At 62.0% G+C, this 26,738-nt stretch carries 27 protein-coding genes; 12 read left to right on the forward strand and 15 right to left on the reverse strand.

The window, feature by feature from the left end:
* The first annotated feature begins 23 nt into the window (after window positions 1-23).
* The 3 genes from PQQ96_RS20705 to PQQ96_RS20715 are packed head-to-tail and all read left to right on the forward strand — an operon-like array spanning window position 24 to window position 2,486.
* On the forward strand, window positions 24-1,103 hold the full coding sequence (locus PQQ96_RS20705) for an aromatic ring-hydroxylating dioxygenase subunit alpha (protein WP_408295822.1): 1,080 nt from the start codon (window positions 24-26) through the stop codon (window positions 1,101-1,103).
* Between the two features lie 34 nt (window positions 1,104-1,137).
* Entirely contained in the window at window positions 1,138-1,305 is a 168-nt protein-coding gene (locus PQQ96_RS20710) for a rubredoxin (protein WP_408295825.1), read from the forward strand.
* Window positions 1,302-2,486 carry an NAD(P)/FAD-dependent oxidoreductase gene (locus tag PQQ96_RS20715; protein ID WP_408295828.1) on the forward strand — a complete coding sequence of 395 codons (1,185 nt, stop codon included), beginning with the start codon at window positions 1,302-1,304 and terminating at the stop codon, window positions 2,484-2,486. The genes PQQ96_RS20710 and PQQ96_RS20715 overlap by 4 nt, the downstream gene beginning before the upstream one ends.
* A gap of 160 nt (window positions 2,487-2,646) precedes the next feature.
* Here PQQ96_RS20715 and PQQ96_RS20720 read toward each other — a convergent pair whose 3' ends face one another.
* A complete protein-coding gene (locus PQQ96_RS20720; protein ID WP_408295831.1) occupies window positions 2,647-3,567 on the reverse strand; it encodes a LysR family transcriptional regulator in 921 nt (306 codons plus the stop codon).
* A gap of 419 nt (window positions 3,568-3,986) precedes the next feature.
* On the opposite strand from PQQ96_RS20720, the gene PQQ96_RS20725 reads away from it, so the two are divergent.
* Window positions 3,987-5,696: a putative bifunctional diguanylate cyclase/phosphodiesterase gene (locus PQQ96_RS20725; RefSeq protein WP_408295834.1), complete on the forward strand. Its 1,710-nt coding sequence runs from the start codon at window positions 3,987-3,989 to the stop codon at window positions 5,694-5,696.
* A gap of 141 nt (window positions 5,697-5,837) precedes the next feature.
* On the opposite strand, the gene PQQ96_RS20730 is transcribed toward PQQ96_RS20725, so the two are convergent.
* The 14 genes from PQQ96_RS20730 to upp all read right to left on the reverse strand — a co-directional run bounded on the left by PQQ96_RS20730 (window position 5,838) and on the right by upp (window position 19,178).
* Window positions 5,838-6,347, reverse strand: coding sequence for a phasin family protein (locus tag PQQ96_RS20730; protein WP_408295837.1), 510 nt, complete (start codon window positions 6,345-6,347; stop codon window positions 5,838-5,840).
* Between the two features lie 179 nt (window positions 6,348-6,526).
* Window positions 6,527-7,669, reverse strand: coding sequence for an extracellular catalytic domain type 1 short-chain-length polyhydroxyalkanoate depolymerase (locus tag PQQ96_RS20735; protein WP_408295840.1), 1,143 nt, complete (start codon window positions 7,667-7,669; stop codon window positions 6,527-6,529).
* Window positions 7,670-7,789: 120 nt separating this feature from the next.
* Entirely contained in the window at window positions 7,790-8,215 is a 426-nt protein-coding gene (locus tag PQQ96_RS20740) for a ribbon-helix-helix domain-containing protein (protein WP_408295843.1), read from the reverse strand.
* A 445-nt stretch (window positions 8,216-8,660) separates the two neighbouring features.
* Window positions 8,661-9,362 carry a hypothetical protein gene (locus PQQ96_RS20745; RefSeq protein WP_408295846.1) on the reverse strand — a complete coding sequence of 234 codons (702 nt, stop codon included), beginning with the start codon at window positions 9,360-9,362 and terminating at the stop codon, window positions 8,661-8,663.
* Between the two features lie 388 nt (window positions 9,363-9,750).
* Window positions 9,751-10,116: a hypothetical protein gene (locus PQQ96_RS20750; RefSeq protein WP_408295848.1), complete on the reverse strand. Its 366-nt coding sequence runs from the start codon at window positions 10,114-10,116 to the stop codon at window positions 9,751-9,753.
* Window positions 10,117-10,562: 446 nt separating this feature from the next.
* Window positions 10,563-12,032, reverse strand: coding sequence for a ribonuclease G (gene rng / locus PQQ96_RS20755; protein ID WP_074284953.1), 1,470 nt, complete (start codon window positions 12,030-12,032; stop codon window positions 10,563-10,565).
* Window positions 12,033-12,041: 9 nt separating this feature from the next.
* Entirely contained in the window at window positions 12,042-12,671 is a 630-nt protein-coding gene (locus PQQ96_RS20760; protein ID WP_408295851.1) for a Maf family protein, read from the reverse strand.
* A gap of 202 nt (window positions 12,672-12,873) precedes the next feature.
* A complete protein-coding gene (rlmH, locus tag PQQ96_RS20765; RefSeq protein ID WP_063495252.1) occupies window positions 12,874-13,344 on the reverse strand; it encodes a 23S rRNA (pseudouridine(1915)-N(3))-methyltransferase RlmH in 471 nt (156 codons plus the stop codon).
* Window positions 13,345-13,434: 90 nt separating this feature from the next.
* Window positions 13,435-13,890 carry a ribosome silencing factor gene (gene rsfS / locus PQQ96_RS20770; protein WP_408295854.1) on the reverse strand — a complete coding sequence of 152 codons (456 nt, stop codon included), beginning with the start codon at window positions 13,888-13,890 and terminating at the stop codon, window positions 13,435-13,437.
* Window positions 13,891-13,894: 4 nt separating this feature from the next.
* Window positions 13,895-14,635, reverse strand: a complete 741-nt coding sequence (locus PQQ96_RS20775; RefSeq protein WP_408295857.1) for a nicotinate-nucleotide adenylyltransferase — start codon at window positions 14,633-14,635, stop codon at window positions 13,895-13,897.
* Window positions 14,636-14,656: 21 nt separating this feature from the next.
* Window positions 14,657-15,580, reverse strand: coding sequence for an oxygen-dependent coproporphyrinogen oxidase (gene hemF, locus PQQ96_RS20780; RefSeq protein ID WP_408295860.1), 924 nt, complete (start codon window positions 15,578-15,580; stop codon window positions 14,657-14,659).
* A 231-nt stretch (window positions 15,581-15,811) separates the two neighbouring features.
* Window positions 15,812-17,110, reverse strand: a complete 1,299-nt coding sequence (gene purD / locus PQQ96_RS20785) for a phosphoribosylamine--glycine ligase (protein ID WP_408295863.1) — start codon at window positions 17,108-17,110, stop codon at window positions 15,812-15,814.
* A gap of 248 nt (window positions 17,111-17,358) precedes the next feature.
* Window positions 17,359-18,087, reverse strand: a complete 729-nt coding sequence (locus tag PQQ96_RS20790) for a YebC/PmpR family DNA-binding transcriptional regulator (protein WP_408295866.1) — start codon at window positions 18,085-18,087, stop codon at window positions 17,359-17,361.
* 440 nt (window positions 18,088-18,527) lie between these two features.
* Window positions 18,528-19,178: a uracil phosphoribosyltransferase gene (gene upp / locus PQQ96_RS20795; RefSeq protein ID WP_408295868.1), complete on the reverse strand. Its 651-nt coding sequence runs from the start codon at window positions 19,176-19,178 to the stop codon at window positions 18,528-18,530.
* Window positions 19,179-19,413: 235 nt separating this feature from the next.
* Between upp and PQQ96_RS20800 the strand changes: the two genes are divergently transcribed.
* The 8 genes from PQQ96_RS20800 (at window position 19,414) to kdpC (ending at window position 26,705) form a co-directional block, all read left to right on the forward strand.
* Window positions 19,414-20,196: an SDR family oxidoreductase gene (locus PQQ96_RS20800; RefSeq protein WP_408295870.1), complete on the forward strand. Its 783-nt coding sequence runs from the start codon at window positions 19,414-19,416 to the stop codon at window positions 20,194-20,196.
* A 76-nt stretch (window positions 20,197-20,272) separates the two neighbouring features.
* A complete protein-coding gene (locus PQQ96_RS20805; RefSeq protein WP_074284944.1) occupies window positions 20,273-20,662 on the forward strand; it encodes a methylglyoxal synthase in 390 nt (129 codons plus the stop codon).
* A gap of 53 nt (window positions 20,663-20,715) precedes the next feature.
* Complete coding sequence (locus PQQ96_RS20810; protein WP_408295934.1) at window positions 20,716-21,690, forward strand: quinone oxidoreductase family protein; 975 nt, start codon at window positions 20,716-20,718, stop codon at window positions 21,688-21,690.
* 260 nt (window positions 21,691-21,950) lie between these two features.
* Window positions 21,951-22,064 carry a potassium ABC transporter ATPase gene (locus PQQ96_RS20815; RefSeq protein ID WP_408295873.1) on the forward strand — a complete coding sequence of 38 codons (114 nt, stop codon included), beginning with the start codon at window positions 21,951-21,953 and terminating at the stop codon, window positions 22,062-22,064.
* Entirely contained in the window at window positions 22,061-22,153 is a 93-nt protein-coding gene (kdpF, locus tag PQQ96_RS20820) for a K(+)-transporting ATPase subunit F (protein ID WP_200564436.1), read from the forward strand. Before PQQ96_RS20815 ends, kdpF begins: the two co-directional genes overlap by 4 nt.
* Entirely contained in the window at window positions 22,150-23,955 is a 1,806-nt protein-coding gene (gene kdpA, locus PQQ96_RS20825) for a potassium-transporting ATPase subunit KdpA (protein WP_408295876.1), read from the forward strand. The genes kdpF and kdpA overlap by 4 nt, the downstream gene beginning before the upstream one ends.
* Before the next feature lie 56 nt (window positions 23,956-24,011).
* Complete coding sequence (gene kdpB, locus PQQ96_RS20830; RefSeq protein WP_408295878.1) at window positions 24,012-26,096, forward strand: potassium-transporting ATPase subunit KdpB; 2,085 nt, start codon at window positions 24,012-24,014, stop codon at window positions 26,094-26,096.
* 30 nt (window positions 26,097-26,126) lie between these two features.
* The gene (gene kdpC / locus PQQ96_RS20835; protein WP_408295881.1) at window positions 26,127-26,705 is read left to right on the forward strand and encodes a potassium-transporting ATPase subunit KdpC; all 579 of its coding nucleotides are present in this window, start codon (window positions 26,127-26,129) and stop codon (window positions 26,703-26,705) included.
* Window positions 26,706-26,738 lie beyond the last annotated feature (33 nt).

Below are 26,738 nucleotides of genomic sequence, written 5' to 3' on the forward strand. Positions count from 1 at the left end.
CCCACCAGGTTTTGGAGACATGCATGAGTTCCGCCACCGCTTCTGCCACGGCTTCTGCCACTACTGCGCCGCTGACATTCCAACGTTCCCCCGCTTTACCCTGCAATTGCACGTTCGATAGTCACGACTGGGAAATTCTCAGCCGCTACTGGCATCCGGTGGCGTTCGCCGCCGACGTGACCGACAAACCCATCAGCGTGACGCTGCTCGACGAACCGTTGGTCGTGTTCCGCTCGAACGGTCAACTGGTGAGCGCGCGCGATATCTGTCCGCATCGCGGCGCGCCGCTCAGCCAGGGATGGGTCGACAACGGCAACATCGTGTGTCCGTATCACGGCCTCGCGTACGGTAGCGACGGCAAGTGCAAACACATTCCCTCGCAGACGGACGGCCCGATTCCTGAGCGCCTGCATCTCGTTACGTATGCGACGCAGGAAGCCTATGGTCTCGTGTGGGTCTCGCTGGGCGGCGGCACCGAAGCATTGCCCGCGTTTCCCGGCTGGGACGATCCCGACTTCCAGCAGATCTTGCCGCCCTCGATCGACATTAACGCTTCGGCGGGTCGTCAGACCGAAGGCTTCATCGACGTCGCGCATTTCGCGTGGATTCACCACGACAGTTTTGCCGACCGGCATAACCCGGTGGTGCCGCAGTATTCGGTCGAGCGGCGCGACGGTGGCATGCACGCGGAGTACGTAAGCACGGTCAGCAATTTCCCGAAGTCGATGCAGCATCGCGCGCCTGAAGGGTATCTGTGGCACCGCTTCTTCGAAGTGGATGTGCCGTTCTTCGCACGTCTGACCGTGCATTTTCCCGAAAACGGCCGTCTGTCGATCCTGAATGCCGCGAGCCCGGTGTCCGCGCGTAAGACACGCCTGTTTGTGCCGATCGTACGCAACTTCGACAAGGATTTGCCGCTCGAGGACGTCTACGCATTCAACCGACAGGTGTTCGAAGAAGATCGCGCGATCGTCGAACAGCAGCGTCCGGAGGATTTGCCGATCGACCGCGCGGCGGAAGCGCCGATTCTCGCCGACCGTTCCTCGGGTGCCTACCGGCGAGCGTTGGCCGAGATCGGTCTCGGCCAGGCCTATGTGCGCTAGTTCGCGACGCGATTCGTGATTCGGGAGAGAAGCCATGAAAGTATGGGAATGCGTGATCTGCGGCTTTCGTTATGACGAAGCACTGGGTCTGCCGGAAGCGGCTATTGCGCCGGGCACGCGCTGGGAAGATGTGCCGGACGACTGGCTGTGCCCGGACTGCGCGACCGGCAAACACGACTTTGATATGCAGGTGATTGCATGACGGACGCTCGGCATGAGGACAAACGACAGCCGGTGGTGATAGTCGGCACCGGCATGGCGGGCTATACGGTCGCGCGCGAATTGCGCAAGCTCGATAGCACAGTGGCGATCGTCATGATCAGCCGCGACGACGGCAGCTTTTATTCGAAGCCGATGTTGTCGAATGCACTGGCGATGAAGAAAGAGCCGCAGACGTTGGCGAGTTTCGACGCCATCGCGATGGCGGCGCAATTGGGCGCGTGGATTCGCGTGCATCAGCACGTCGACCGCATCTTGCCGGCTGAACGCACGCTCGTCGTCGACAACGCGTTGCTTGGCTATAGCAAGCTGGTGCTGGCCACGGGCGCGGACCCACGCCGCCTGAAGGTGGAGGGTGACGGCGCGGGCGACGTGATGTCGATCAACGATCTCGGCGATTACGCGCGTTTCAGGTTGGCGCTCACGCGTTGCCGTTCAGTGGCGATTCTGGGCGCGGGTCTGATCGGCTGCGAGTTCGCCAACGATCTCGCGGCCGCCGGGTATGCGGTCAGTCTGATCGATCCGGCTTCGACGCCGCTGGCTCGCTTGCTGCCGCGAGACGTGGGCGAGATTTTCGCTCGGGCGCTTGACGATGGCGGCATCCGTTTTCATCCTGGCCGCAGCGTGAATCGTATCGACCGCTTATCGAACGGTTACCGCCTGACGTTCGCCGAAGGCGAGCCGATCGACGCGGATCTGGTTGTATCGGCGGTCGGCCTTGCGCCGCGTACGGCGCTGGCCGCGGCTGCGGGTCTTGAAATCGATCAGGGCATTCGAACGGACGCATGGTGCCGCACGAGCGCGCCGGATATCTACGCACTCGGCGACTGTGCCGCGATCGACGGCAAGGTCCAGCCTTATGTCTTGCCGATCATGCACGCCGCGCGAGCGCTCGCGCGCACCCTGGCCGGGCAGCCGACGCGCGTCACCTTCCCGGTGATGCCGATTACCGTAAAGACACCCGCGAGTCCTGCGGTCGTCGTGACGCCCGAGGGTGAGGGCGCGTGGTCGATCGAAACTGCCGGCGACGCGGCGAAACATGCAGCGCGTGCCGTGTGCCGGCAAGCCGCCAGCGAGCGACCGTTGGGCTTCGCACTGCTTGGCGCGGCGATCGAGGGCAAGGCCGCGTTGATCAAGGCCATGACAGAGGGGGCCATTAGCTAACCCACAACAATCTTCCGTCTGACCGACCTCACTTTGTGATCGCTTGGTGTTTTAAAGGGCCTGTCACCTCGAACACATCCGATGATCGCATTCGCGCCGCAAGCTCTGCTTGCGGCGTTTTTTTATCTTCTCGAAGGATGTGCCTGCCGGTAGAGAAAGCTTAGGAAACCAGATCTTTGGCAACGTTGGCGATCAGTCTGCGTAGCCAGATCGCGGCGACGCTGCGATGCGTGCGGTCGTGCCAGAGTTGATAGTAGGTGAGCGCCTGCGGCTCGCCGGGGATCGGCTCGATACGCAGTGGCAGCAGCTTGGTGTAGTGCGTGGCGAGCGCGCGGGTGGTGGTGAACAGCAGATTGGATCGCGCGAGAACGTAGGGCGCCATGCCGAAGTAGGGCAGCGTCGTGGTCACGGTGCGCGACAGGCCGTTGCGGGCGAGTTCGACATCGACCGTGCCCCACGACGTCGTGTTGTAGGTCATCACCGCCAGATGTTCCGCTTCTTCGTAGACGGGCTTGCTAAGCCGCCCCGGTTTAATCGGATGGCCGTTGCGCATCAGGCACACCAGTTCGTCCTTGCACAGCGGCTGCAAATGCAGATGCTCCGGTGGCGTGCGCCAGTTGCCGATCACCAGATCGAGAAAGCCGCTTTCCAGCCCATGCTCGTAGCCGCCGTCGACCATCATCAGATGCCGGAACTCGAGCTTCGCGCCAGGCGCTTCGCGATGGAACGCATCGACGACGGCAGGGACGAAGAACGCATCGAGATAATCCGGCGAGCCGATGCGAAAGGTCTGGCTGGTGGTGGCCGGGCTGAACGACGTGGTGGGGTGCAGAATGGCCGCGATATTGTTCAGCGCTTGCGCCGCGGGTTCGATCAGCGTGAGTGCATGCGCGGTGAGAACCATCCGGCTACCGCTGCGCACCAGCAGCGGATCGCCGGTCATCTCGCGCAGTTTGCGCAGCGCCACGCTGACGGTTGGCTGCGATTGTCCGAGCAACGTTGCCGTGCGCGACACGCTCGATTCCGTCAGCAGCGTGTGCAGCACCTTGAGAAGGTGCGAATCGATGATTTCCTTGGACATGAAAAGCGGGACCCGGTTTCGTGCGGATCCATGCAGTGAGGCGGCAGTTTTTTGGAAGGATCGCGAGCGAAATATATCCACGGATATAACGATCGTCAATCCGGCGAAGCCCTGTGCGAAGGCGTCGAAGGCCGGTGTGCACTGAGTCATGAGGCGCGGAGTATCCCGGCCATAGCGAACGCTTTATGATGTGCGCGATGACGGACGCCTCGCCGCTGGAATCAGGGAATACACGGAGTTAAACGATTGCCGCGCGGAGTGCGTGCCACCGCGGCGCGGGGTGTGGCAGGAAAGCCGTTATCATACGCACGGTACCCCGGCGGATTGGACCGAATCTGCGGGCTTCGCCGGTTGTGCCGAATGCGTCGGGAAATACGCTTACTCGCTTTCAATATTCAGGAAATTCAAAGGCCGGCGCGATGCAAGATCACCCCTACGCCGAAGCGCGCCCACGCGACGCCGCGCTTGCGGCAGCGCCATATGGCATGTTCGTCTGCACGGCCGACGGCACGTTCGACTCCGTCAACGCCGCTTTCGAGAAGCTGACCGGTTTTACCGCCGAAGAACTGATCGGCCGGCGCACCTTTGAATCCTTGCACGACCCGGCCGAACTCGCGAGGCGCCGCGCCGAATTGCCGCCGCTGTCGGCGATAGGCTCACGTTACGAAGGCGAATGGACCTACGTGCGGCGCAACAGCACCTCAATTCGCGTGGTGTTCGCACTGGCGCCGCTCGCCGCCGAGCCCTCGCATCCTGGTGGTATCGCCACGGGGCCTGCCCGTTATGTCGGTATCGCCATCGACATGACGCGCTACGCGCAATCCGAGGCGCGTTTGTGGTACGTCGCGCATCATGACGGCGTGACCCGCCTGCCCAATCAGACGCTTTTCACCGAACGGCTTGAACTCACGATCGCGCGCTGCCAGCGCAGCGGCCATGGTTTTACGGTGCTGATCGCCGAGCTCGACCATTTGCGCAAACTGCGCGATGCGCTCGGTTTGCATGCGGCCGAACTGGTGTTGCAGATTGTCGGTGAGCGCCTGCGCGGTCTGTTTCCCAACGACGGTACGATCGCCTCGATCGGTGGCACGCAATTCGCGCTGCTGATCAATGAAACCGGCGCAGGGGCCGATGCTTTTGCTGCTGAGGCACTGGGCCGCATCGCCGAATCGATCGACTACGCAGGCACCGCGCTGAACATCACGGCGAGTATCGGCATGGTCGCCTATCCTGCAGATGGTGCTGATGCGCCGACGCTGATGCGTCGCGCGGGCGTGGCACTGTCGGCGGCTTCGGCGGTGAGCGGCCATGCAGTGCGGCGTTTTTCCACCGCACTCGAAGGCCAGGCGGCGCGCCGCTTCGAACTGGAGGCGATGCTGCGTGAAGCGCTCGAACGTCAGCAATTGCATCTCGTGTATCAACCGCAGGTGACGCTCGCCAATGGACGCATCGCGCAAGTGGAGACGCTGCTGCGCTGGAATCATCCGCAGCGTGGTTTGATCAGTCCCGTCGAATTCGTACCCGTAGCGGAAGAGTCGGGTCTGATCGAGCAGATCGGCGAGTGGGTGATCCGGACCGCGTGCCGCGACGCCGGCAAATTGCTGCGACTCACGGGTACTTTGCCACGGGTCGCGGTGAACGTATCCCCGCAGCAGTTCCAGCGGCAGAATCTGTTCGAGACGATCCGTAGCGCGCTCGAAGATGCCGCGCTCGATCCTTCGTACCTCGAAGTGGAAATCACCGAGGGCGTGCTGCTGGGCGATACCGAGCAGGCATTGCAGACTCTGCATGCGTTGCGCGAATTGGGCGTTGAAGTCGCGGTGGATGACTTCGGCACCGGCTATTCGAGTCTCGCTTATCTCACGCGGTTTCCGCTGAACCGCCTGAAAATCGATCGCTCGTTTGTGATGCGCATGAGTACCGATCCGCAATGCGCGGCGCTCGTCGGCGCCATTATCGCCATGGCGCATGCGTTGAAGCTGCGGGTGACGGCCGAAGGTGTCGAGACAGCCGAACAGGCCGCGCAACTGGAAGCGCTCGGCTGCGACGAGGCGCAAGGATTCTGGTTCTCGCGACCGATCACCATTGCGGCGTTGCGCAATTTGCTGAAGCCGTTGGGTACCGGTTGATGATCCGATTGACGTCAGCACACTCCGCTGCCAGCTAAAAATCTCAGTCCTTCAGGCGCTGCAGCGTGTCGCTCAAATATGCGGAAAAGAGAAAAGGGGCCGATTGGCCCCTTTTCGTTGGATCGCTTTACTGCGTGGGACTCAGCGTGCAGCGCCGTCCGTGGTGGTGATCGCGGTGCCGGCCATGCTCGATGCACGCTTGATGCTGTCCTGCACCACGTTGCTGGAATGGATCATCGACGCCATCACCGATTGCATTGCGCCAAACGCGCTATCCGAGCTGAACGGCGTGGTTTGACCGAAGCCCGAACCGAACTGCGCCACGCTGGCGCCGAATTCTTCGCGCAGTGATTCGCCGGCCTTGTTCAACGCCGCGGTGAATTGCGTGTCGATTTCCTTGACGTGCTGCGCGTACGACACGGTGCGTTGAACCAGTTGCTGCTGCATATCGGCCGCGCCGGCGAACGGCGCGACGTTGAGTTGGCCGGCCGACAAGGCGTTCTTGCTTTCGGTGACGGTCGCCTTCAGTGCCGCGAGATTGAGCTCGCCGAGTTTTTGCAGGCACGCAAGCCCTTCGAGTTGCAAGGCGGTGAAGATGTTGAGCGTGCGTTGGCCAAAGGCGGCGCTATGTTCGATCGCGGGGCTTTGCATGGGTGATCTCCAAAATGACCCGGGGCAGGCGCCCAAAGGATTTCGGAGGCCAGGTCTCACGCGAGACGGCAGGTCGATGCAGCGCAGCGATTTTGCTGCGCTGCAACATGAGTCACTCTATACCTTTGCGGCAGGATGTACAGCGTTTTCGTCAAGATGATTCATCAGTCGAAAGGCGCTCAGTGTGTGCCTGACGCACGCGGATGGGCGAGAAAGAAGCGCAGCATTTCGGCCGTCGCATTGGGGCCGGATGGGTCCGTATAGAAGCCGCGCTGACTGCCACCTGCCCATGCGTGGCCCGCGCCGTGAATCGACCAGCGCTCCGCTTCGACGCCATTCGCTGCGACCAGTCGTTGCACTGTGCAAGCGCGCTGGCCGCTAGCCGTGCCTGTGGCATGCGATGGCGTGCTGACTGTCGTGACGTCGGCGTCGAAGCCCGCTACGAGCGCTATGGCGTTCGAGGGATGCACCGTCGTGTCCGTATCACCATGAAACACGATGAGCGGGCGTTGCGGTTCGACGCGTGAGCGGTTGCGGTGCGTTTTACCGCCCTTCATTGCGGCGAGCGCGGAGGGCAGATCCTTCGCGCTTCCGTAGGCGAGGCCGGAATGCACGCAGGCGGCGGCGTACAGGTCGGGTGAGGTTTTCAGCATGACGTCTGCCATTGCGCCGCCCGCTGACAGGCCCGCTACGTACACCCGGGCCGGATCGATGCGATACCGCGCGATCACTTCACGCGTGATGCCCGCGATCAACGACGGTTCACCCTGATCGCGCTGCTGGTCGCCAGGCTTGAACCAGTTCCAGCATGCCGAATGATTGGCTGCTTGAGACTGATTCGGATACACGACGATGAAACCATGACGCTCGGCCATTTCATTCATACGCGTACCGGCCGCGAAGTCGTCGGCGTTTTGCGTGCAGCCGTGCAGCATCACGATGAGCGGTAACGGTTCGTTGCTGTAGACGGCGGGTACGTAGAGCTTGTATTGGCGTTGGCCTGAGCTGTTGGTGAAGGTGTGGGTGCTGAAGGTGCCGGGCGTGTCAGCGTCGAAAGTGCGCTCGGCAGGGGCATGCGGCGTGGTGTTGGCGTGTGATTGCGCCTGACTTTGTGCTTGAGCTTGCGCCTGTGTCCACGCTTGCGCCCATCCGTTGACGCTCTGCGGCATGTGCGGCATGTGCGGCGTTTGGGCATTGCCTGCTTTAGCCGTGCTGCCCGCGAGCGCGCGTTGAACCGCTGCGGTCGCTTCCTTCGGCCCTTTCGTGCGCAACAGGTCGAAGGCTTCTTTCATCGACTTCAGGAAATCTTCATTCATTTTCATGATCGTGGGGTGTTGCGTTGGCCTGCATAGGGCGTGGCTCGGTCAGGCGACGAGCGTCGCGGGTTCGACCACGTGTTCAATCACATGCTCAAGCCTGAGATTAGCCACGCCAGGCGCGGCCTACCTGATGCGGCCGGCGAGCGCGGCCTTGACGGCGGGCGACGCGTGAAATGCACCGAGCACCGCCACCGATGCGATCGTGGCCGCCGCGAGTTCTGGCGGTACATCGGCTGCGATGCTGGCGAGGCCGAGCACGTGGATGTCCAGTCGTTCGTTCGCGGTTTGAGCGGCTTCGAGGTCCTGCCGCGAGAAGTGCTGCAAGCCGAGCACCAGCGCGCGCCGGGTCACCGTTTCCGTGACGACCTGTGCGTGGACGGCGAGCTGGTTGCGGATCGCCGTACGGATCAGGTCGGTGCGGTTCGAATAAAAACCCTCTTCGACGAGTAAGTCGATCTGGCCCAGGTCGACTGGACCGAGGTTGATGGTAATTTTTTCGGTCTCGCCGCCTTTGGGGCGGGAGGTGTCGATGAGTGTGAGGTTGGCCATTTCTCTTCCGTTTGGCGTTCGCTCAGCATCCACACGCCATCCAAATAACATCCAATGGGATGGTTATACGCGGCTGGTTCGAGTGGCGTCAATCGGGAAATTGAGGGCCGGTAGAGATTTAGGCGTGGAAATCGGGGCTGTTTGAGTGGCAGGCGCCGTTTGTAGAGGGGCGTGAGCAACTACGTCAACAGCCGACGACCAGCGGTGGTTGCCGTCTTCGAAGCGGCATGCTGACTCAAGCAAGGGCAACGAGCGGCTGCTTTCGCGGATCGGCTGGACCTCTAAACGGCAGATCTCGTGGGGGCGGTTTTTTCGGCGGATCTAGCGGCGGCTCTGTGGGCGTACTCGCCATGTGCACGACAGGCGAATCGTTCTTGACCGGATTGAACCCGACTTGCATGGCAACCTCCGTGTGTACTGGAACGTTCAGGGTGCTCAAAAGTGCCTATTTACTATGCCCCTTGTTGGTCCGGGACCGGTGCAGGTATTCCGTGGGCGCAAACCAGAAGAAACAGGGCTCTTGTTGGGTAGACGGCATGCTACGTATATCGATCGGCGCTGTTATTTTCACATCCTGGGTTTTCGGGAGGTCTGCTTTATTCAGTCCGCCTAAATAGAAGGCCGAGAAAGCTGCTGCCGTGAGCAAGGATTCAACTACGACCAGGAGATTGATGTTGGAAATATTTTTTGCGCGCTCATCGTTGATTTTTGCATTAGTTTCCTGGCGCTCCAGATAATTTTCTATTAATAGTTTTTTAACCTCGTCTGCCGATGTTATTCCGCGTGCGCGCGCCGCCTGGGGCGATTTCGCTATCGCCGCATCCCATCCAAGCTTATATTTTTCCAGTTCCATCGACGCAGGAAGGGTTTTGTACGTGTTTCTATGGAAGAGCGAACCCACTGAAGATCTGAAAAAGTAAAATCCGGATAAAAACAGTAACGCAAAGGTAATCGCTAGAAGCGCAAAAAACACATAGTCCACCGGGCCGTGCTTATGCTGGGTATCGACGTTAGTCAACAGGAAACTAAGCGCTCCGATAATCGCGGTGACAAGCGTGAGTGATGACTGCAGTCGCGAGTCGATCTTGTCGCGCAAGTCGAGTTCACGCCAGTGCTGGCTCTCGTAGAGGTCTTCCGAAGTCAACATGCTGCTCTCCTTAAACCCGGCGATTTATGAAGTTCGTTCCAGACATCCAGGCAGCACAGCAATGTTCAGTGTAGTGGGGCGTGTTCCATTTCAAATCGATTAAAACCCGGGTGACATGCCCACTGTGATGGAAACGCCGGCGTTGAGCGTCACAGCGGAAGGCTAGTGCCGCCGGGGCCCGTTTAGCCGAAGGCCGTCTTGCAATCGCTCGAAGAAGTCGGTTACGGGAGCGGAATAGCCAGCGGAGGCAATTTCAAACCACGCTTGCGGCTACGATCTGCGCGGTGAAGCGAGCAGGGCTTCGGTAGGGTCTGGATATTGCGTAAGGATGAGCGCTCAAAAATCGCCTGATTCTTTACGCTGGCCACCTGCCGCGCACGCCATCGCGTCAGGCGGATTCGATCCGAAACGAGGCGAACTCAACCACAATTTCCGCGCCCAGGGTGGAGTACATATACGCCAAATTAGCTCCGCTTCGATCGCTTAGACGCTCTGCCTTTGCCAGAACGTTCCGTGCCCGTGTGTAGTCTTTGTCGTCCGGTTGCAGTAATTGGATCGCGTAGACGATGTTCAACAATCCCCAGTTTTCAAGGCAAACGCAGGTCACGTCTTCGAAAGTGACCATCGCGCGCTTATCGTCGAGGTACAGGCCGAGAGTCAGCGTGCGCGGTTCGTGGTTTGGTCCAACCGCAACAGTGTCCAGATACCAATCGTGGAAATGACTGAACGGTTCTAGCGATTCTGTAATCGTCATGAGTGGCTCTATGGAAGTATTGAAACCGGCCAGCCCTGGTCGCGGCTCGTGCCATCCCAATTGTGAGCGTGTGGGTTGGAGTGCCCGTGATGGGCTTCGAAGTCGATATCCGTCATCGGAGTTCCGTTCAGGCCGTACTGACGCAACTGTGGCATTGTTCCAGGCATACTCGAAGCCCATGATCCGGGCGCCCCGTGCAAACCGGTCTCCAGCGGGACCGAAAGCGTATTCCATTGCGACATGGGCAAACCCGCTTTGCTCGTTATGACAGGCGATTTCGGGCCCGGCTTGGTGCATCAAGACCCTGCAAGACCGCTTCATTCGTGACGGTGTAAACCTGGCAGATCGTCGGCGGCTTATGTTTTTGGGATATCCGCGTTAACGAAAAAACCGACCATCGCGGGTCGGTTTTCGTGAGAGCGTTGTCGCGTAAGGCCTGGGCCCATTCACATCAACACAATATCGTACTGCTCCTGACTCAGATTCGACTCCACCTGCAACGACACCGGCTTGCCGATGAAATCCATCAGCATGGCCAGATGCTGCGACTCTTCCTCTAGAAACAGGTCGATCACCTGCTGCGACGCCACCACGCGGAACTCGCGCGGATTGAACTGCCGCGACTCGCGCAGAATCTCACGCAGCACGTCATAGCACACCGTACGCGGCGTCTTGACCTGCCCCTTGCCCTGACACACCGGGCAGGGCTCGCACAACACATGCGCCAACGATTCACGCGTACGCTTGCGCGTCATCTCCACGAGCCCAAGCTGCGAGAAGCCGTTCACGGTCACGCGCGTGCGATCGCGTGACAACGCTTTCTTTAACTCGCCGAGCACCTGGTCGCGATGTTCGACGTTCTCCATATCGATGAAGTCGATGATGATCACGCCGCCCAGATTGCGCAGCCGCAATTGCCGCGCGATCGTGTGCGCGGCTTCGAGATTGGTCTTGAAGATCGTATCGTCGAAGTTGCGCGCGCCGACGTAGCCGCCGGTGTTCACGTCGATCGTCGTCATCGCTTCGGTCTGGTCGATCACCAGATACCCGCCCGACTTCAGCTCGACCCGGCGTGACAACGCGCGCTGGATCTCCGCCTCGATGTTGTACAGATCGAAGAGCGGCCGTTCGCCTGTGTAGTGATGCAGCTTCGACGACACCGCTGGCGTGAACTCCGCCGCGAAGTCGGCGAGCATCTGATAGGTCTCGCGCGAGTCGACCTGAATCCGCGAGGTCTCGTCATTCACAAAATCGCGCAGCACCCGTTGCGAGAGATTCAGGTCCTGATACAGCAGACTGGTCGGCGGCATGCGCTGACCTTGCGAGATGATCGTCGCCCACGTCTTGCGCAGATACGCGACGTCGCCGGCCAACTCTTCGCTGGTCGCATCTTCTGCAATCGTGCGGACGATGTAACCGCCCTTTTCATCAGCGGGCAGCACGGCGGTCAAACGCGCGCGCACGGCTTCGCGCTCGGCTTCGCTCTCGATCTTCTGCGAGATGCCGATGTGCGGCTCCTGCGGCAGATACACCAGCGTGCGCCCGGCGATGCTCACTTGAGTGGACAGCCTTGCGCCCTTGGTGCCGATGGGATCCTTCACGACTTGCACCATCAGTGTCTGGCCTTCGAAGACGATCTTTTCGATCGGCTGATGCGGCGTCTGATGCTGCGGCTCGCCGGCAATGCGCGGATGCCAGATATCGGCTACGTGCAGGAACGCGGCGCGTTCCAGACCGATGTCGATGAAGGCGGATTGCATGCCCGGCAACACGCGGACGACTTTGCCGAGATAGACATTGCCGACGCGTCCTCGCGACAGCGTTCGTTCGACGTGAAGTTCCTGGACGGCGCCTTGCTGGACGAGCGCGACGCGCGTTTCCTGCGGCGTGACATTGATCAGGATTTCTTCATTCATAGTGTTATTTTAGAAGTCGATGCGCGCTGCGCGCAGGAGGGCAGCGGTTTCAAAAAGTGGCAAACCCATGATACCTGAATAGGACCCGTCGATATGCTCGATAAACTCCGCGGCGCGTCCCTGCACACCATACGCGCCCGCCTTGCCGAGCGGCTCGCCGCTTGCGGCATAGCGGCGCACGGCGTCCGCGTGCAGTGCAGCAAAACGCACCTTCGATACCGATAGCGCCGCCGGCAGCAGCGTGCCTTCCGCGTTGACCACCGCGATGGCCGTCAACACTTCGTGATCGCGGCCCGCGAGGCGCGTGAGCATCGCGACGGCATCGTCGGCGTCGACGGGCTTGCCGAGGATCGCGTCGTCGATCGTGACGGTTGTGTCAGCAACCAGAATCGGCCGTGCGGCATGCCCACCTGCCACAAGACGCGCACGCGCGGCGTGCGCTTTGGCGATGCACACGCGCTGCACGTAGTCGCGCGCACGCTCGCCGGGTAGCTCGACTTCGAGCGCTTCGGCATCTTCATCGGGACGCGGCAGCAGCAATTCGAAATGCACGCCGAGCTGTTGCAACAGCTCCTGGCGGCGCGGACTCTGGGAGGCGAGATAGACGAATGGATGCAGCGAAGCGGTGGGCGTTGGCATGAACAGGTCTCGATGAGGCGGATTGCGTCAATGCGCGAGGAGCGCGCGATGAGCTTGTCGATCAAGCGTCGATCAGCAGCGTATCAAAGGACGCGATGAAGAGCGCGTTGATAAAGCCCATCGATAAGCGCGTCTGCAAGCGCGTCAACCAGCGCAGCCAACGAGACCCCAAAACGCACGGTCTGTCAGCCGTCTCGTTCGCTCACGCGCGGTGATAGGGGTGATTTTGCGTGATGGTCCACGCGCGGTAAAGCTGCTCGGCGAGCAGCACGCGGACCATGGCGTGCGGCAGCGTCAGGCTGGAGACACGCAGCAGCATATCGGCGCGCGCTTTCAGATCGGGATCGAGCCCGTCGGCGCCGCCGATCAGAAACGCCACGTCGCGGCCGTCCTGCTGCCAGCCGGGCAGGGCGCCGGCAAGCTGCATCGTGGTCCAATCCTTGCCGCGCTCATCGAGCGCGACGATGCGCGCGTTCTTCGGCAACGCGGCTTCGATCTTCTGGCGCTCGGCAGCCATCACGCTTTCGGCTGGACGCCCCGACGAGCGCTGCTCGGGCTTGATCTCGCGCAGCTCGATGCGCAGCTCGGGCGGCATGCGCTTCGCGTACTCGTCGAAGCCGGTGGCGATCCAGTCCGGCATCTTGTGGCCGACGGCGAGGATGTGCAGTTTCATGACGGATGGAATCGAGGGCGCAAGCGCTGCAATCGCGGACGCAAGTGCCGACCATGCGTCGCAGACTTCAGCGGTTTGCCAGCCACGTGCTTACTTGCGGCGTACCGGCGTCTTGCGTGCCGGCTTTTTGACAGCCGGCGCTTCTTCCTCTTCGTCCTCGTCGTCCGGCTCGCTCGCGCTGGCGCCGCCGAACGGATTCGGCGTCGACAGTTTGATGCGCACCGGCTTGTCGCCCCAGATTTCTTCGAGGTTGTAGTACTGGCGCAGCGCCGGTTGCAGGATGTGCACGATCGCGTCGCCGCAATCGACCAGCACCCATTCGCCGATGTCCTCGCCTTCGGTGCTGATGACGTCGCCGCCGTTTTCCTTGACGCTCTCACGCACGCTCGAAGCGAGTGCCTTGGTCTGGCGGTTCGAGGTGCCGGAGGCGACGATCACGCGATCGAACAGCGCGGTCAGGTGGCTGGTGTTGAACACCTTGATGTCTTGCGCTTTGACGTCTTCGAGAGCGTCGACGATCACGCGTTGCAGTTTGCGAATATCCATGGGGTTACCGGTGGTACAGATGATGTTGAAGAATATAGTCCCACACCGCAGTGGGGACATGGCTCGCGGCCTGGTCTTGCTGTTCGCCGCCCGCGAGGGCAAGCCGCTGGGTCACCTGTTCGCGCAGATACGCGCGAATGTCGGTGGCCGAGACGTTGAACGCAAGCGTCGTATCGATCAGCAAGTGGCCGCAGGGGGTGGCTTGCAGAACGTCGGCGCGGGCACGGCGCGCGTCGATTTCTTTGGCAACCACGGACGGAATCGATGCGAGATCGAAACCGGGGCGCGTGGCCGCGCAGATGTGAGCAAAGTCGAACAGGCGCCGCCAGTCGCGCCATGTGTCGAGATGCACCAGTTGATCCGCGCCGATCAGAAGCGCAATCGACGCATCCGGACCTTCGCGTTCACGCCACAACTGCAGCGTGTTGATGGTGTACGTCGGACCGTCGTGTTCGATCTCGTCGGTCCCCACCCGCACGGTCGCGCCGGGCAGCACCAACGCGCTGGCGGCGGCGCGGGTCATCGCCAGCCTGTGTTCTGCCGCTGACACGTCCGTTTTCTGCCACGGCTGGCCGGCCGGCAGCAGCACCAGTTCGGTCAGGTTCAGCACGCTGGCGAAACGCCGCGCGAGCGCGAGATGGCCGTCGTGGATCGGATCGAACGTGCCGCCGAGCAGTCCGATCCGGCGAGGCAGGGCGACAGGATGAGCGTTCGGCTTCAGGTGAAGATCCTTTGTCGTGGTCACGTGCGGGGCGGGCTCAAAGCCTCACACCCACTCGCGCGGCACGAGAAAATCGCTGTAAAGACGCGCTTCCGGCGTGCCCGGTTCGGGATGCCAGTTGTAGCGCCAGTTCACCACAGGCGGCATCGACATCAGAATCGATTCGGTGCGTCCGCCGCTCTGCAGCCCAAACAGTGTGCCACGGTCGAAGACCAGATTGAACTCGACGTAGCGGCCACGCCGGTATGCCTGGAAGTCCCGCTCGGCTTCGCCGTACGGAATGTTGCGGCGCTTTTCGATGATCGGCAGGTACGCTTTGAGGAATCCCTCGCCGACGCTTTTGAGCATCGCGAACGATTGATCGAAGCCCGGCGCCGAGAAGTCGTCGAAGAAAATCCCGCCGATGCCACGCGGTTCGTTACGGTGTTTGAGGAAGAAGTACTCGTCGCACCAGCGCTTGAAACTGGGGTAGAGGTCCGCGCCATAAGGCTGCAGCGCGTCGCGGCACACACGGTGGAAATGCTGTGCGTCTTCCTCGTAGCCATAGTACGGCGTCAGATCCATGCCGCCGCCGAACCAGAACACGGGCGCTTCGCCGGGCTTGGTCGCGATCAGCAGACGCACGTTCATATGCACGGTCGGACAGTGCGGATTGTGCGGGTGCAGCACGAGCGACACGCCCATTGCTTCGAAGCCACGGCCGGCCAGTTGCGGGCGCGCGGCGCTCGCCGAACCCGGCAAGGTGTCGCCCGCAACGTCCGAGAAACCGATGCCGGCCCTCTCGAAGAAGTTGCCGCCTTCCAGAATCCGCGTGCAGCCGCCGCCGCGCAGCTTTTCGCCGGGGGCGCGCTGCCATGCGTCGGTCGCGAACGGCTTACCGTCGAACGCGCCGAGCGTGTCCGCGATATGCGTTTGCAGGCCTTGCAGCCAGCTGCGCACGGCCTGTGCGTCATAGCTCGAATCGGTCATGAATGCAGGTGCTGAGGGCGGCACGCTCGTCGTGCCGCGGGTTCTTCGTGAAGGGCGAGGGCCGGGCCATTACCCAGGGTGTTGCTGGGAAGGCGCGGCGCTACGGTCATTCGCGCCGGATGAAATGCTGGTCAACCGGGATGAGCCCACATAGTACGGTGGGCGCCGCGACGGCCGCGAAAACCCGCAGTGTAGCGCCGTTGGCGCCGCACGCGGGCAAGGGGGTATGGCTTAGTGCTTGCCTTCGGTCTTGGCGTCGTGCTTGCGGTTCAGTGCACGGTAGCCGATGTCGCGGCGATATTGCATGCCGTCGAACGAGATCTGGTTGATCGTCTCGTACGCGACCGATTGCGCGCTGCGCACCGAATCTGCGAGACCGACCACGCACAACACGCGGCCGCCCGAGGTAGTCAGCTTGCCGTCCGCCAGCGTGGTGCCGGCGTGGAAAGTGACCGAATCCGCGGTTTCGGCCGGAATATCGCTGATCCGGTCACCCTTGCGCGGCGTGTCCGGATAGTTGTACGCGGCGAGCACCACGCCGAGCGCGGTACGACGGTCCCATTCGAGTTCGATCGTATCCAGCGTGCCGGCGATGGCCTGTTCGACGACCTTCGAAAAGTCGCCTTTCAGACGCGCCATGATCGGTTGCGTTTCCGGGTCGCCCATCCGGCAGTTGAATTCGAGCGTCTTCGGGTTGCCTTGCGCGTCGATCATCAGGCCGGCGTACAAAAAGCCGGTGAAGCGGATGCCTTCTTTCTCCATGCCACGCACGGTCGGCTGGATGATTTCGCGCATCACGCGCGCATGCAGTTGCGGCGTGACGATCGGCGCGGGCGAGTAGGCGCCCATGCCGCCGGTGTTCGGACCCTGATCGGCGTCGAGCAGACGCTTGTGATCTTGGCTCGAGGCGAGCGCCAGCACATGCTTGCCGTCCACCATCACGATGAAGCTGGCTTCTTCGCCGGCGAGGAATTCCTCGATCACGACGCGCGCGCCAGCATCGCCCAGCTTGTTGTCCGACAGCATCATGTCGACCGCGGCGTGCGCTTCTTCCAGCGTTTGCGCCACCACGACGCCCTTGCCGGCAGCAAGGCCATCGGCCTTGATCACGATCGGCGCGCCCTTGGCGTCCAGATACGCGTGCGCAGCGGCGACGTCGGCGAAGGTTTCGTATTCGGCCGTCGGGATCGCATGGCGCTTCATGAACGCCTTGGCAAAATCTTTCGAGCTTTCGAGCTGCGCGGCTTCCTTGCTCGGCCCGAAAATCTTCAGACCACGCGAGCGGAACAGATTGACGATGCCTGCGGCGAGCGGCCCTTCCGGCCCGACCAGCGTGAAGGCGATCTGTTCTTTCTCGACGAAATCGGCGAGTTCGGCCGGATCGGTGATGTCGATGTTGCGCAGACGCTCGTCCTGGGCGGTACCGCCGTTGCCGGGAGCAACGTAGACGAGTTGGACCCGCGGCGATTGCGCGAGCTTCCATGCGAGCGCATGTTCGCGACCGCCGGAACCGACGACGAGTAACTTCATGTGAATCCCCGAGACTTAAAAACCATAAACGGCTGAAGCATCACGCTCAGCCGTGGAATAACAGCGAGGTTTGCAATGGGCCCGCAGCCAGGTGGCGGCGCAGGGCACATAGCGAACCCGAGTGGCGGCGGTGTGGAAGGGCCCAATCCATGCTCAACCAACGCCCGCTCAGCAGCAACGCGAGGGCCAGGCGGCGGCGCGGGCGTGGTTCGATGCCAATCCACGCACTTGGCGCCGCCGGGGCACACTCACTCGTCGGCGATCGCGGCGTTTGTATAGACTTCCTGCACGTCGTCCAGATTCTCCAGCGCGTCGAGCAGCTTCTGCATTTTCACGGCGTCGTCGCCCGTGAACTCGACTTCCGTCTGAGGTTTCATCGTCACCTCGGCGAGTTCGGCCTTGAAGCCCGCGGCTTCCAATGCGGCCTTCACCTTCGGGAAGTCGTTCGGCGGGCACAGCACTTCGATACTGCCGTCTTCGTTCGTGACGACGTCGTCAGCGCCGGCTTCGAGCGCGGCTTCCATCAGCTTGTCTTCCGCCGTGCCGGGCGCGAACAGGAACTGGCCGACGTGATCGAACATGAACGACACCGAGCCGTCCGTGCCCATATTGCCGCCGTTCTTCGAGAACGCGTGACGCACGTCCGCCACCGTACGGGTGCGGTTGTCCGTCATGGTGTCCACGATCACTGCCGCGCCGCCGATGCCGTAGCCTTCGTAGCGGATTTCTTCGTAGTTTGCGCCGTCGACACCGCCCACACCGCGCTGGATCGCACGGTTGACGTTATCTTTCGGCATATTGGCGTCATACGCTTTTTCGACGGCGAGCCGCAGACGCGGGTTCGAGTCGATGTCACCGCCGCCCATGCGGGCCGCAACCTGAATTTCCTTGATGAGCCGCGTCCAGACCTTGCCGCGTTTGGCGTCGGCCGCTGCTTTCTTATGCTTGATGTTGGCCCATTTGCTATGACCCGCCATACCTTTCTCCATCGCGCGCGCCAGTGGGGCGCACGCATTGTGCAATTGTCGTTGCGATGTCGGGCGCGCGGCGCTGCTGATTGCGACCTTGCGCCTCGATGTCGAACCGCTCGGCACCGGACCGCCCGGTTCAGACCTGTTTCAGCTTGATCACGCCCAGCCAGGCCCGGCTAGCGGGACCGAAGGTCGGCAGCGCGGTTGGAGCGGGGCCGTGCGGTAGTGGGCAGCACCGTAGCGCCCCGACCGCGCCGGTCCCGGCGCAGACCCCGCGTCAAGGCGCGATGCGCCGGGCGGTAGTGCAAGTTGAGCCGCTCTTTGAGCGGATTCGAATTTTATCACGCCGCGGGGCCGCGGCAGAGACGAGCGTAGCCGGAAACTGAGCGGAAATTGAGTGGCGGCGGTGTTTTGCGCGCGCCGCCACGGCTTTCTGCGGGTCGCTGTCAGTTTTTCGTGCCAAACAGGCGGTCGCCGGCGTCGCCGAGACCTGGCACGATGTACGCGTGCTCGTTCAGGTGCGAATCGAGCGACGCCACGTACAGTTTGACGTCCGGATGCGCGTCCTGGAACACCTGCACGCCTTCCGGTGCGGCCACCAGCGCGAGGAACATGATGTTCTCGCCGGCTACGTTGCGGCGCTTGAGCACGTCCACCGCGTGCACGGCCGAGTAACCGGTCGCGACCATCGGATCGCACAGAATGAACACGCGGTCTTCCAGATCCGGCAGGCGCACCAGATACTCGACCGGGCGGTGGTCTTCGGCGCGATACACGCCGATATGGCCGACGCGTGCCGACGGCACCAGCTCCAGCAGGCCGTCCGACATGCCGATGCCGGCGCGCAGCACCGGCACGATCGCCAGTTTCTTGCCGGCGATCACCGGCGCGTCGATTTCGACCATCGGGGTGGTGAGCCGGCGCGTGGTCATCGGCAGGTTGCGGGTGATTTCGTAACCCATCAGCAGCGTGATCTCGCGCAGCAGTTCGCGGAACGTGCGAGTCGAGGTGTCCCGGTCGCGCATATGCGACAGCTTGTGCTGGATCAGCGGGTGATCGAGGATGAAAAGATTGGGAAAACGGCTGTCCTGGGTCATGGCGGGGGCGCAAGCGGCGGCTAGAGGGATCGGTTTGGTTGTCCGCAGGGCCTGAAACTGGCCGGCGGACGCACCACGACGCAAGTTTACCGAAAGAGTGGCGCCAGAAGATACCGGAGATTGCAGTGGCCCGGCGCAGTCCGGCACCGATTCTTCTAGAATCGGGGGAAACTTTGCAACGAATGAGCCGCCGCGGGACTACCCCCGCGCTACGACTAGGCGAGAGGAGCTACACATGGACATGGGAATCGCAGGACGCACCGCGCTGGTTTGCGCGGCCAGCAAGGGCCTGGGGCGCGGCTGCGCGGAAGCGCTGGCAGCCGAAGGCGTCAACCTGACGATCGTCGCGCGCACCGCGGAGACGCTGGAGGCCACCGCGGCCGAGATCCGCAAGCAAAGCGGTGTCGAAGTGAAAACGGTGGCGTGCGACATCACGACACCGGAAGGCCGCGCCGCAGCGCTCGCGGCCTGTCCGCAGCCGGACATTCTGGTCAACAATGCGGGCGGCCCGCCGCCGGGCGACTTCCGCAACTTCACGCACGAGGACTGGATTCGCGCGCTGGAGAGCAACATGCTGACGCCGATCGAACTGATCCGCGCGACCATCGACGGGATGAGCGAGCGTGGCTATGGCCGTATCGTCAACATCACGAGTTCGGCGGTGAAGGCGCCGATCGACGTGCTCGGCCTGTCTAACGGTGCGCGCTCGGGGCTGACCGGCTTCGTGGCGGGATTGGCGCGCAGCAAGGTGGCCGCCACGGGTGTGACGATCAACAATCTGCTGCCGGGCCTGTTCGACACCGACCGCATCGCCACCACCTTCGCGGCGCAAGCCAAGGCGCAAAACATTTCCGTCGACGATGCGCGCAAGCAGCGCATGAAGACGATCCCCGCCGGCCGTTTCGGCAATCGCGATGAATTCGGCCGTGCCTGTGCGTTCCTGTGCAGCGTGCACGCCGGCTACATCACCGGCCAGAACTGGCTGATCGACGGCGGCGCTTACCCCGGTACGTTCTGAAACAGCATGTTTTTAAGCACCGGCATCACCCTCACCACAACAACGACAATCACAACGGTTTCAGGAGTCTTACGTCATGAGCACCCGCATTGCGCTGATCGCGCACGATCACAAGAAAGACGACATCGTCAAACTGGCCGGCGAATACGTCGATACGCTCCGGCGTTGCGAGATCGTCGCGACCGGCACGACTGGCACGCGCATCGGTGACGCGCATGGCCTCACGGTCGAACGCATGTTGTCCGGCCCGCATGGCGGCGACCTGCAGATCGGTGCGCAGCTCGCGGAAGGGCGGGTAGATATGGTGATCTTCCTGCGCGACCCGATGACGCCGCAGCCGCACGAGCCGGACATCAACGCGCTGGTGCGGGCCTGCGACGTGCACAACATTCCGTGTGCCACTAACATTTCGACTGCGCGAATGATTCTCGACGTGCTGACCTTACGCCTCACGCAGCAGGTCTAGACCCATGCAGCGGTGCTTTACGATCGAACTAAATTACGAACCAGGGAGACATGATGGTCAAAGCAATCCGATTCGACAAAACCGGTGGCCCGGAGGTGATGAAATGGGTCGACGTCGAAGTGGGCGAGCCGGGCGCCGGCGAGATTCGCATCAGGCAGACTGCGGTCGGCCTGAACTATATCGACGTGTATTTCCGCACGGGGTTGTACCCACTGCCGTTACCGGGTGGCCTCGGTATGGAAGCGGCGGGTGAAGTCACCGCGATAGGCCCCGGTGTGACCGGCCTCAAGGCGGGCGATCGCGTGGCCTACGTGGCCCGTCCGCCTGGCGCGTACACCCAGGAGCGTGTGTTGCCGGCGGTGCATGCCGTCAAGGTGCCCGATGCGTTGACCGACGAGCAGGCGGCCTCCGTCATGCTGCAAGGGCTGACCGCGCAGTATCTGCTGCGCCGGACGTATCCGGTGAAGGCCGGCGACACGATCCTGATCCAGGCCGCGGCCGGCGGCGTCGGCCTGCTGGTTTGCCAATGGGCGAAGGCACTCGGCGCGACGGTGATCGGCACGGTCAGTTCCGATGAGAAAGCCGAGATCGCCAAAGCGCACGGCTGCGACCATGCGATCGTTTATACACGCGAGAACTTCACCAGGCGTGTGCGCGAGATCACCAACGGCGCGGGTGTGCCGGTGGTGTATGACTCGATCGGTAAAGACACGTTTACAGGCTCGCTCGACTGTCTCGCGCCGCTTGGCATGTTCGTGAGCTTCGGCAATGCGTCGGGACCGTTGCCGCCGATCGATTCGTCGGAATTCGCCGGACGCGGTTCGCTGTTCTTTACGCGACCGACGCTCTTTACCTATATCGCCAAACGCACCGACTACGAGGCGATGTCCTCGGAACTGTTCGATGTGCTGGTGTCGGGCAAGGTGAAGACGAGCATCAATCAGCGTTATGCGCTGGCGGACGTCGGCAAAGCGCACGCGGACCTCGAAGGGCGTCGCACCACGGGCTCGACGGTTTTGCTGCCGTAAACGCTCATGCCATGAGCGCAGGGCGGCGCATCGTGCGGGTGTAAACGCCACAGCGCCATAACGTTTATGTTGCGTGGTAGCGAGGCCGGCGCGAAAACCCTCAAACCCATGCCCCATCGACACAAGGCCGTTCCATCTCACGATGGAACGGCCTTTTCCGTTTACGCGTTTTTTACACCCCATCCCGAACCTTTGACCAGCCCTTTACGTGGATCGGCATAACGTTCCACCTATCCAAAGTCCGTGAATGGGGAATAAAAATGGATGTGCTGTATGTCGGGGGGATGGTGCTGTTTTTCGCGCTGACCGTTGCGTTGATTGCCGGCTGCGAGAAGTTGATGCAGTTCCGGCGTGGCCAGGGAGCTCGCTCATGAACTGGATTCTCTGGTTGTCGGGCGCGGCTACCGCGCTGCTGTTTATGTACCTGGTCTATGCGCTGTTGCGCGCGGAGGACATTGAATGAACTCGAACAATGTCCTGCAAGCGGGCCTTTTCATCGTCGTGCTGCTGGCAGCCGCGGTGCCGATGTCCCGCTATTTGACCAACGTGATGGACGGCACGTCTCGCGTGGTCCGCTTCGGCGGCCCGCTCGAGCGTTTGTTGTATCGCATCGCGGGCGTCGATCCGTCGACGGAAATGGGCTGGAAGCACTATGCCATCGCCACGATCGCGTTCAACGCGCTCGGCGCGCTATTCCTTTACGTGTTGCTGCGCGTACAAGGCTGGCTGCCGGGCAATCCGCAGCAGTTCGGCCCGATGACGGTCGACGGCGCGTTCAATACGGCGGTCAGCTTCGTGACCAACACGAACTGGCAGGATTACACGCCTGAGCAAACCGTCGGCTATCTGGTGCAGATGCTCGGTCTGACCGTGCAGAACTTCTTCTCCGCTGCGACCGGCATCGTCGTGGTGATCGCGCTGATTCGTGGTTTTGCCCGTCATACGGCGCAAACCATCGGCAACTTCTGGGTCGACCTGACGCGTGTGACGCTCTACGTGTTGCTGCCGATGTCGGCGATTATCGCTGCGGTGCTGATGAGCCAGGGCGTGATCCAGAACTTCAAGTCGTATCAGGACGTGCCGACGCTGCAAACCACGACCTATGCCGCACCGAAGCTCGATGCGCAAGGCAACCCGGTGAAGGATGCCAAGGGTAATGCAGTCACCGTCGATACGCCGGTGAAGACGCAGACCATCGCGATGGGCCCGGTTGCATCACAGGAAGCGATCAAGATGCTCGGCACCAACGGTGGCGGCTTCTTTAACGGCAACTCGGCGCATCCGTACGAAAACCCGACGCCGTTCTCGAACTTCCTGCAGATCTTCTCGATCCTGATCATTCCTGCAGCCTTGGCGCTCGTGTTCGGCCGCATGATCGGCGACCGCAAGCAAGGCGTTGCTGTCCTCGCCGCGATGACGATTGCGTTCGCCGTGTGCGTGTTCGGCGAGATCAGCGCGGAGCAAGGCGGTAACCCGGCAATCGCCGCATTGCACGTCGATCAATCGGCGAATGCGTTGCAGTCGGGCGGTAATGCGGAAGGCAAGGAAACGCGTTTCGGTATTGCGCAGTCGGGCATCTTCACGGTGGCAACCACGGCGGCTTCGTGCGGCGCGGTGGCCAACACGCACGACTCGCTGACGCCGATCGGCGGCCTCTATCCGATGCTGCTGATGCAACTCGGCGAAGTGATCTTCGGCGGCGTGGGTTCCGGTATGTACGGCATGCTCGTGTTCGCGCTGCTGGCAGTGTTCGTAGCCGGCCTGATGATCGGCCGTACGCCTGAATACGTCGGCAAGAAGATCGAAGCGTACGAGATGAAGATGGTGTCGATCGTGGTGCTGCTCACGCCGCTGCTGGTGCTGGTGGGCACGTCGATCGCGGTGCTGACCGATGCGGGCAAAGCGGGTATCGCTAACCCCGGCGCGCACGGCTTCTCCGAAATCCTCTACGCGTTCAGCTCGGCCGCGAACAATAACGGTAGCGCGTTTGCCGGACTGACGGTGAGCACGCCGTTCTACAACTGGCTCACGGCGATCGCAATGTGGTTCGGCCGCTTCGGCACGATTATCCCGGTGCTGGCGATTGCGGGCTCGCTCGCCTCCAAGAAGCGCATCGGTGTGACCGGCGGCACGCTGCCGACTCATGGCCCGCTGTTCGTCGTGCTGCTGCTCGGCACGGTGCTGCTGGTTGGCGCGCTGACTTATGTGCCCGCGCTCGCGCTCGGACCTGGTGTCGAACATCTGATGATGATGGGCGCCCATTAAGGCGGCCCGTTCGAACCAACGAGTGAATAGGCGCAAACGGGAAATTCGAGGATTCAATGACTGAACATAATGCAACCAGGTCCATGTTCGACCCGGCGCTGGTGCGCCCGGCGATCGTGGACTCCTTCAAGAAGCTCACGCCGCGCACGCAGTTCCGCAATCCGGTGATGTTCTGCGTGTACGTCGGCAGTATTCTGACGACCATTCTGTGGATCGCCGCGCTCGGCGGTCAGGCCGAGGCGCCCGCGGGCTTCATTCTTGCGGTCACCTTGTGGCTGTGGTTCACGGTGCTGTTCGCGAACTTCGCGGAAGCGCTCGCCGAAGGTCGTTCCAAGGCCCAGGCAGCGTCGCTGCGCAGTGCGAAGAAAGACGTGATGGCCAAGAAGCTCAACGAGCCGCATCCGAAGTCGCCGATCCGCATTCTGACGGCGTCCGATCTGCGTAAAGGCGATGTTGTGCTGGTCGAAACGGGCGACGTGATTCCGGCCGACGGCGAAGTGATCGACGGTGTTGCGTCGGTCGACGAATCGGCGATCACCGGCGAATCCGCACCGGTGATCCGCGAGTCGGGCGGTGACTTTTCGTCGGTGACGGGCGGCACGCGTGTGCTGTCGGACTGGATCGTCGTGCGCGTCACGGCTAATCCGGGCGAAGCCTTCCTCGACCGCATGATCGCGATGGTCGAAGGCGCCAAGCGTCAGAAGACGCCGAACGAAATCGCACTGACGATTCTGCTGGTCGCGCTGACCATCGTGATGTTGCTGGCTACCGCCACGCTGCTGCCGTTCTCGATGTTCTCGGTCGAAGCAGCAAAAGCCGGTCATGTGGTCACGATTACCGCGCTGGTCGCGCTGCTGGTGTGTCTGATTCCGACGACCATCGGCGGGCTGTTGTCGGCGATCGGTGTGGCCGGTATGAGCCGCATGATGCAGGCGAACGTGATCGCTACCTCGGGCCGTGCGGTGGAAGCTGCCGGCGACGTCGACGTGCTGCTGCTCGACAAGACCGGCACGATCACGCTCGGTAACCGCCAGGCATCGCAGTTCGTGCCGGCGCCGGGCTTGACCGAAGAAGCGCTGGCGGATGCCGCTCAGCTTTCGTCGCTCGCCGATGAAACGCCGGAAGGCCGCAGCATCGTCGTACTGGCCAAGCAGCGCTTCAATATCCGTCAACGCGATATGGCTTCGCTGAAGGCTGAATTCCTCGCCTTCACGGCGCAAACGCGGATGAGCGGTGTCGATCTGCCGGGCCGTGAAATCCGCAAGGGCGCAGCCGACGCCGTGAAGAACTACGTCGAAGCGAATGGCGGCCGTTTCCCGAACGAAGTCAGCACCGCAGTTGCCGAAGTCGCACGTCGCGGCAGCACGCCGCTGGTGGTTGCTGAGAAAGGCGAGCAGGGCGCACGCGTGCTCGGCGTGATCGAGTTGAAGGACGTGGTGAAGGGCGGTATCAAGGAACGCTTCGCCGAACTGCGCAAGATGGGTATCAAGACCATCATGGTGACGGGCGACAACCGCTTGACGGCAGCAGCAATCGCCGCTGAAGCAGGCGTCGACGATTTCCTCGCCGAAGCCACGCCGGAAGCGAAGCTTGCCACGATTCGCGCGCACCAGGCCGAAGGCCGGCTCGTCGCGATGACCGGTGACGGTACCAACGACGCCCCGGCGCTCGCCCAGGCTGACGTCGCGGTGGCGATGAACACGGGTACGCAGGCCGCGAAAGAGGCCGGCAACATGGTCGACCTCGATTCGAATCCGACCAAGCTGATCGAGATCGTCGAAATCGGCAAGCAGATGCTGATGACGCGCGGCTCGCTCACCACGTTCTCGATCGCCAACGACGTCGCCAAGTACTTCGCGATCATCCCGGCTGCGTTCGCGACCACCTATCCGGCACTGAACGCGCTGAACGTGATGCATCTGGCCACGCCGGCCTCGGCGATCATGTCGGCGGTGATTTTCAATGCGCTGATCATCGTGCTGCTGATTCCGCTGGCCCTCAAGGGCGTGAAGTACCGGGCGCTGGGCGCGGCGATCCTGTTGCGCCGCAATCTGCTGGTCTACGGTCTGGGCGGGATCATCGTGCCGTTCATCGGCATCAAGCTGATCGATATGGTGCTGGCCGCGTTCGGCTGGGTTTGAGAAGCGGCAGCTTAAAAGGAGTTACCTGTCATGAAAAATCTGTTCCGTCCGCTGATCGTGATCTTCGCGGTACTGACCGCCGTCACCGGACTTGCTTATCCCGCTGTGATGACCGCGGTCGGTCAGGCGGCCTTCAACAACCAGGCCAACGGCAGCATGATCGAGCAGGACGGCAAGGTGGTTGGCTCGAAGCTGATCGGCCAGCAGTTCGATGCGCCGCAGTACTTCTGGGGCCGTCTGTCGGCCACCAGCCCGAACCCGTATAACGCGACCAACTCGGGTGGTTCGAACATCGGCCCGACCAACCCGGCGCTGACCGACGAAATCAAAGGCCGCATCGATGCGTTGAAGGCTGCCGGCACGGATATGTCGCAGCCGGTACCGGTGGATCTGGTGACGTCTTCGGGTAGCGGTCTCGATCCTGAGATCAGCCCGGCGGCCGCCGCGTACCAGATCGAACGCGTCGCTAAAGCGCGTAAGCTCGCCACGAACGATGTGCAGGCATTGGTCGATCGTTATACGAGCGGCCGCCAGTTCGGCATTCTCGGTGAGCCGCGTGTGAACGTGCTGCAATTGAACCTGGCACTGGATGAGATGAAACACGGTTGAGCGTCGCTGAGCGTCAATAAACGCCGTTGATGA

The sequence above is a fragment of the Paraburkholderia sediminicola genome (assembly GCF_046027825.1).
In the GTDB taxonomy this organism is placed as follows: domain Bacteria; phylum Pseudomonadota; class Gammaproteobacteria; order Burkholderiales; family Burkholderiaceae; genus Paraburkholderia; species Paraburkholderia sediminicola_D.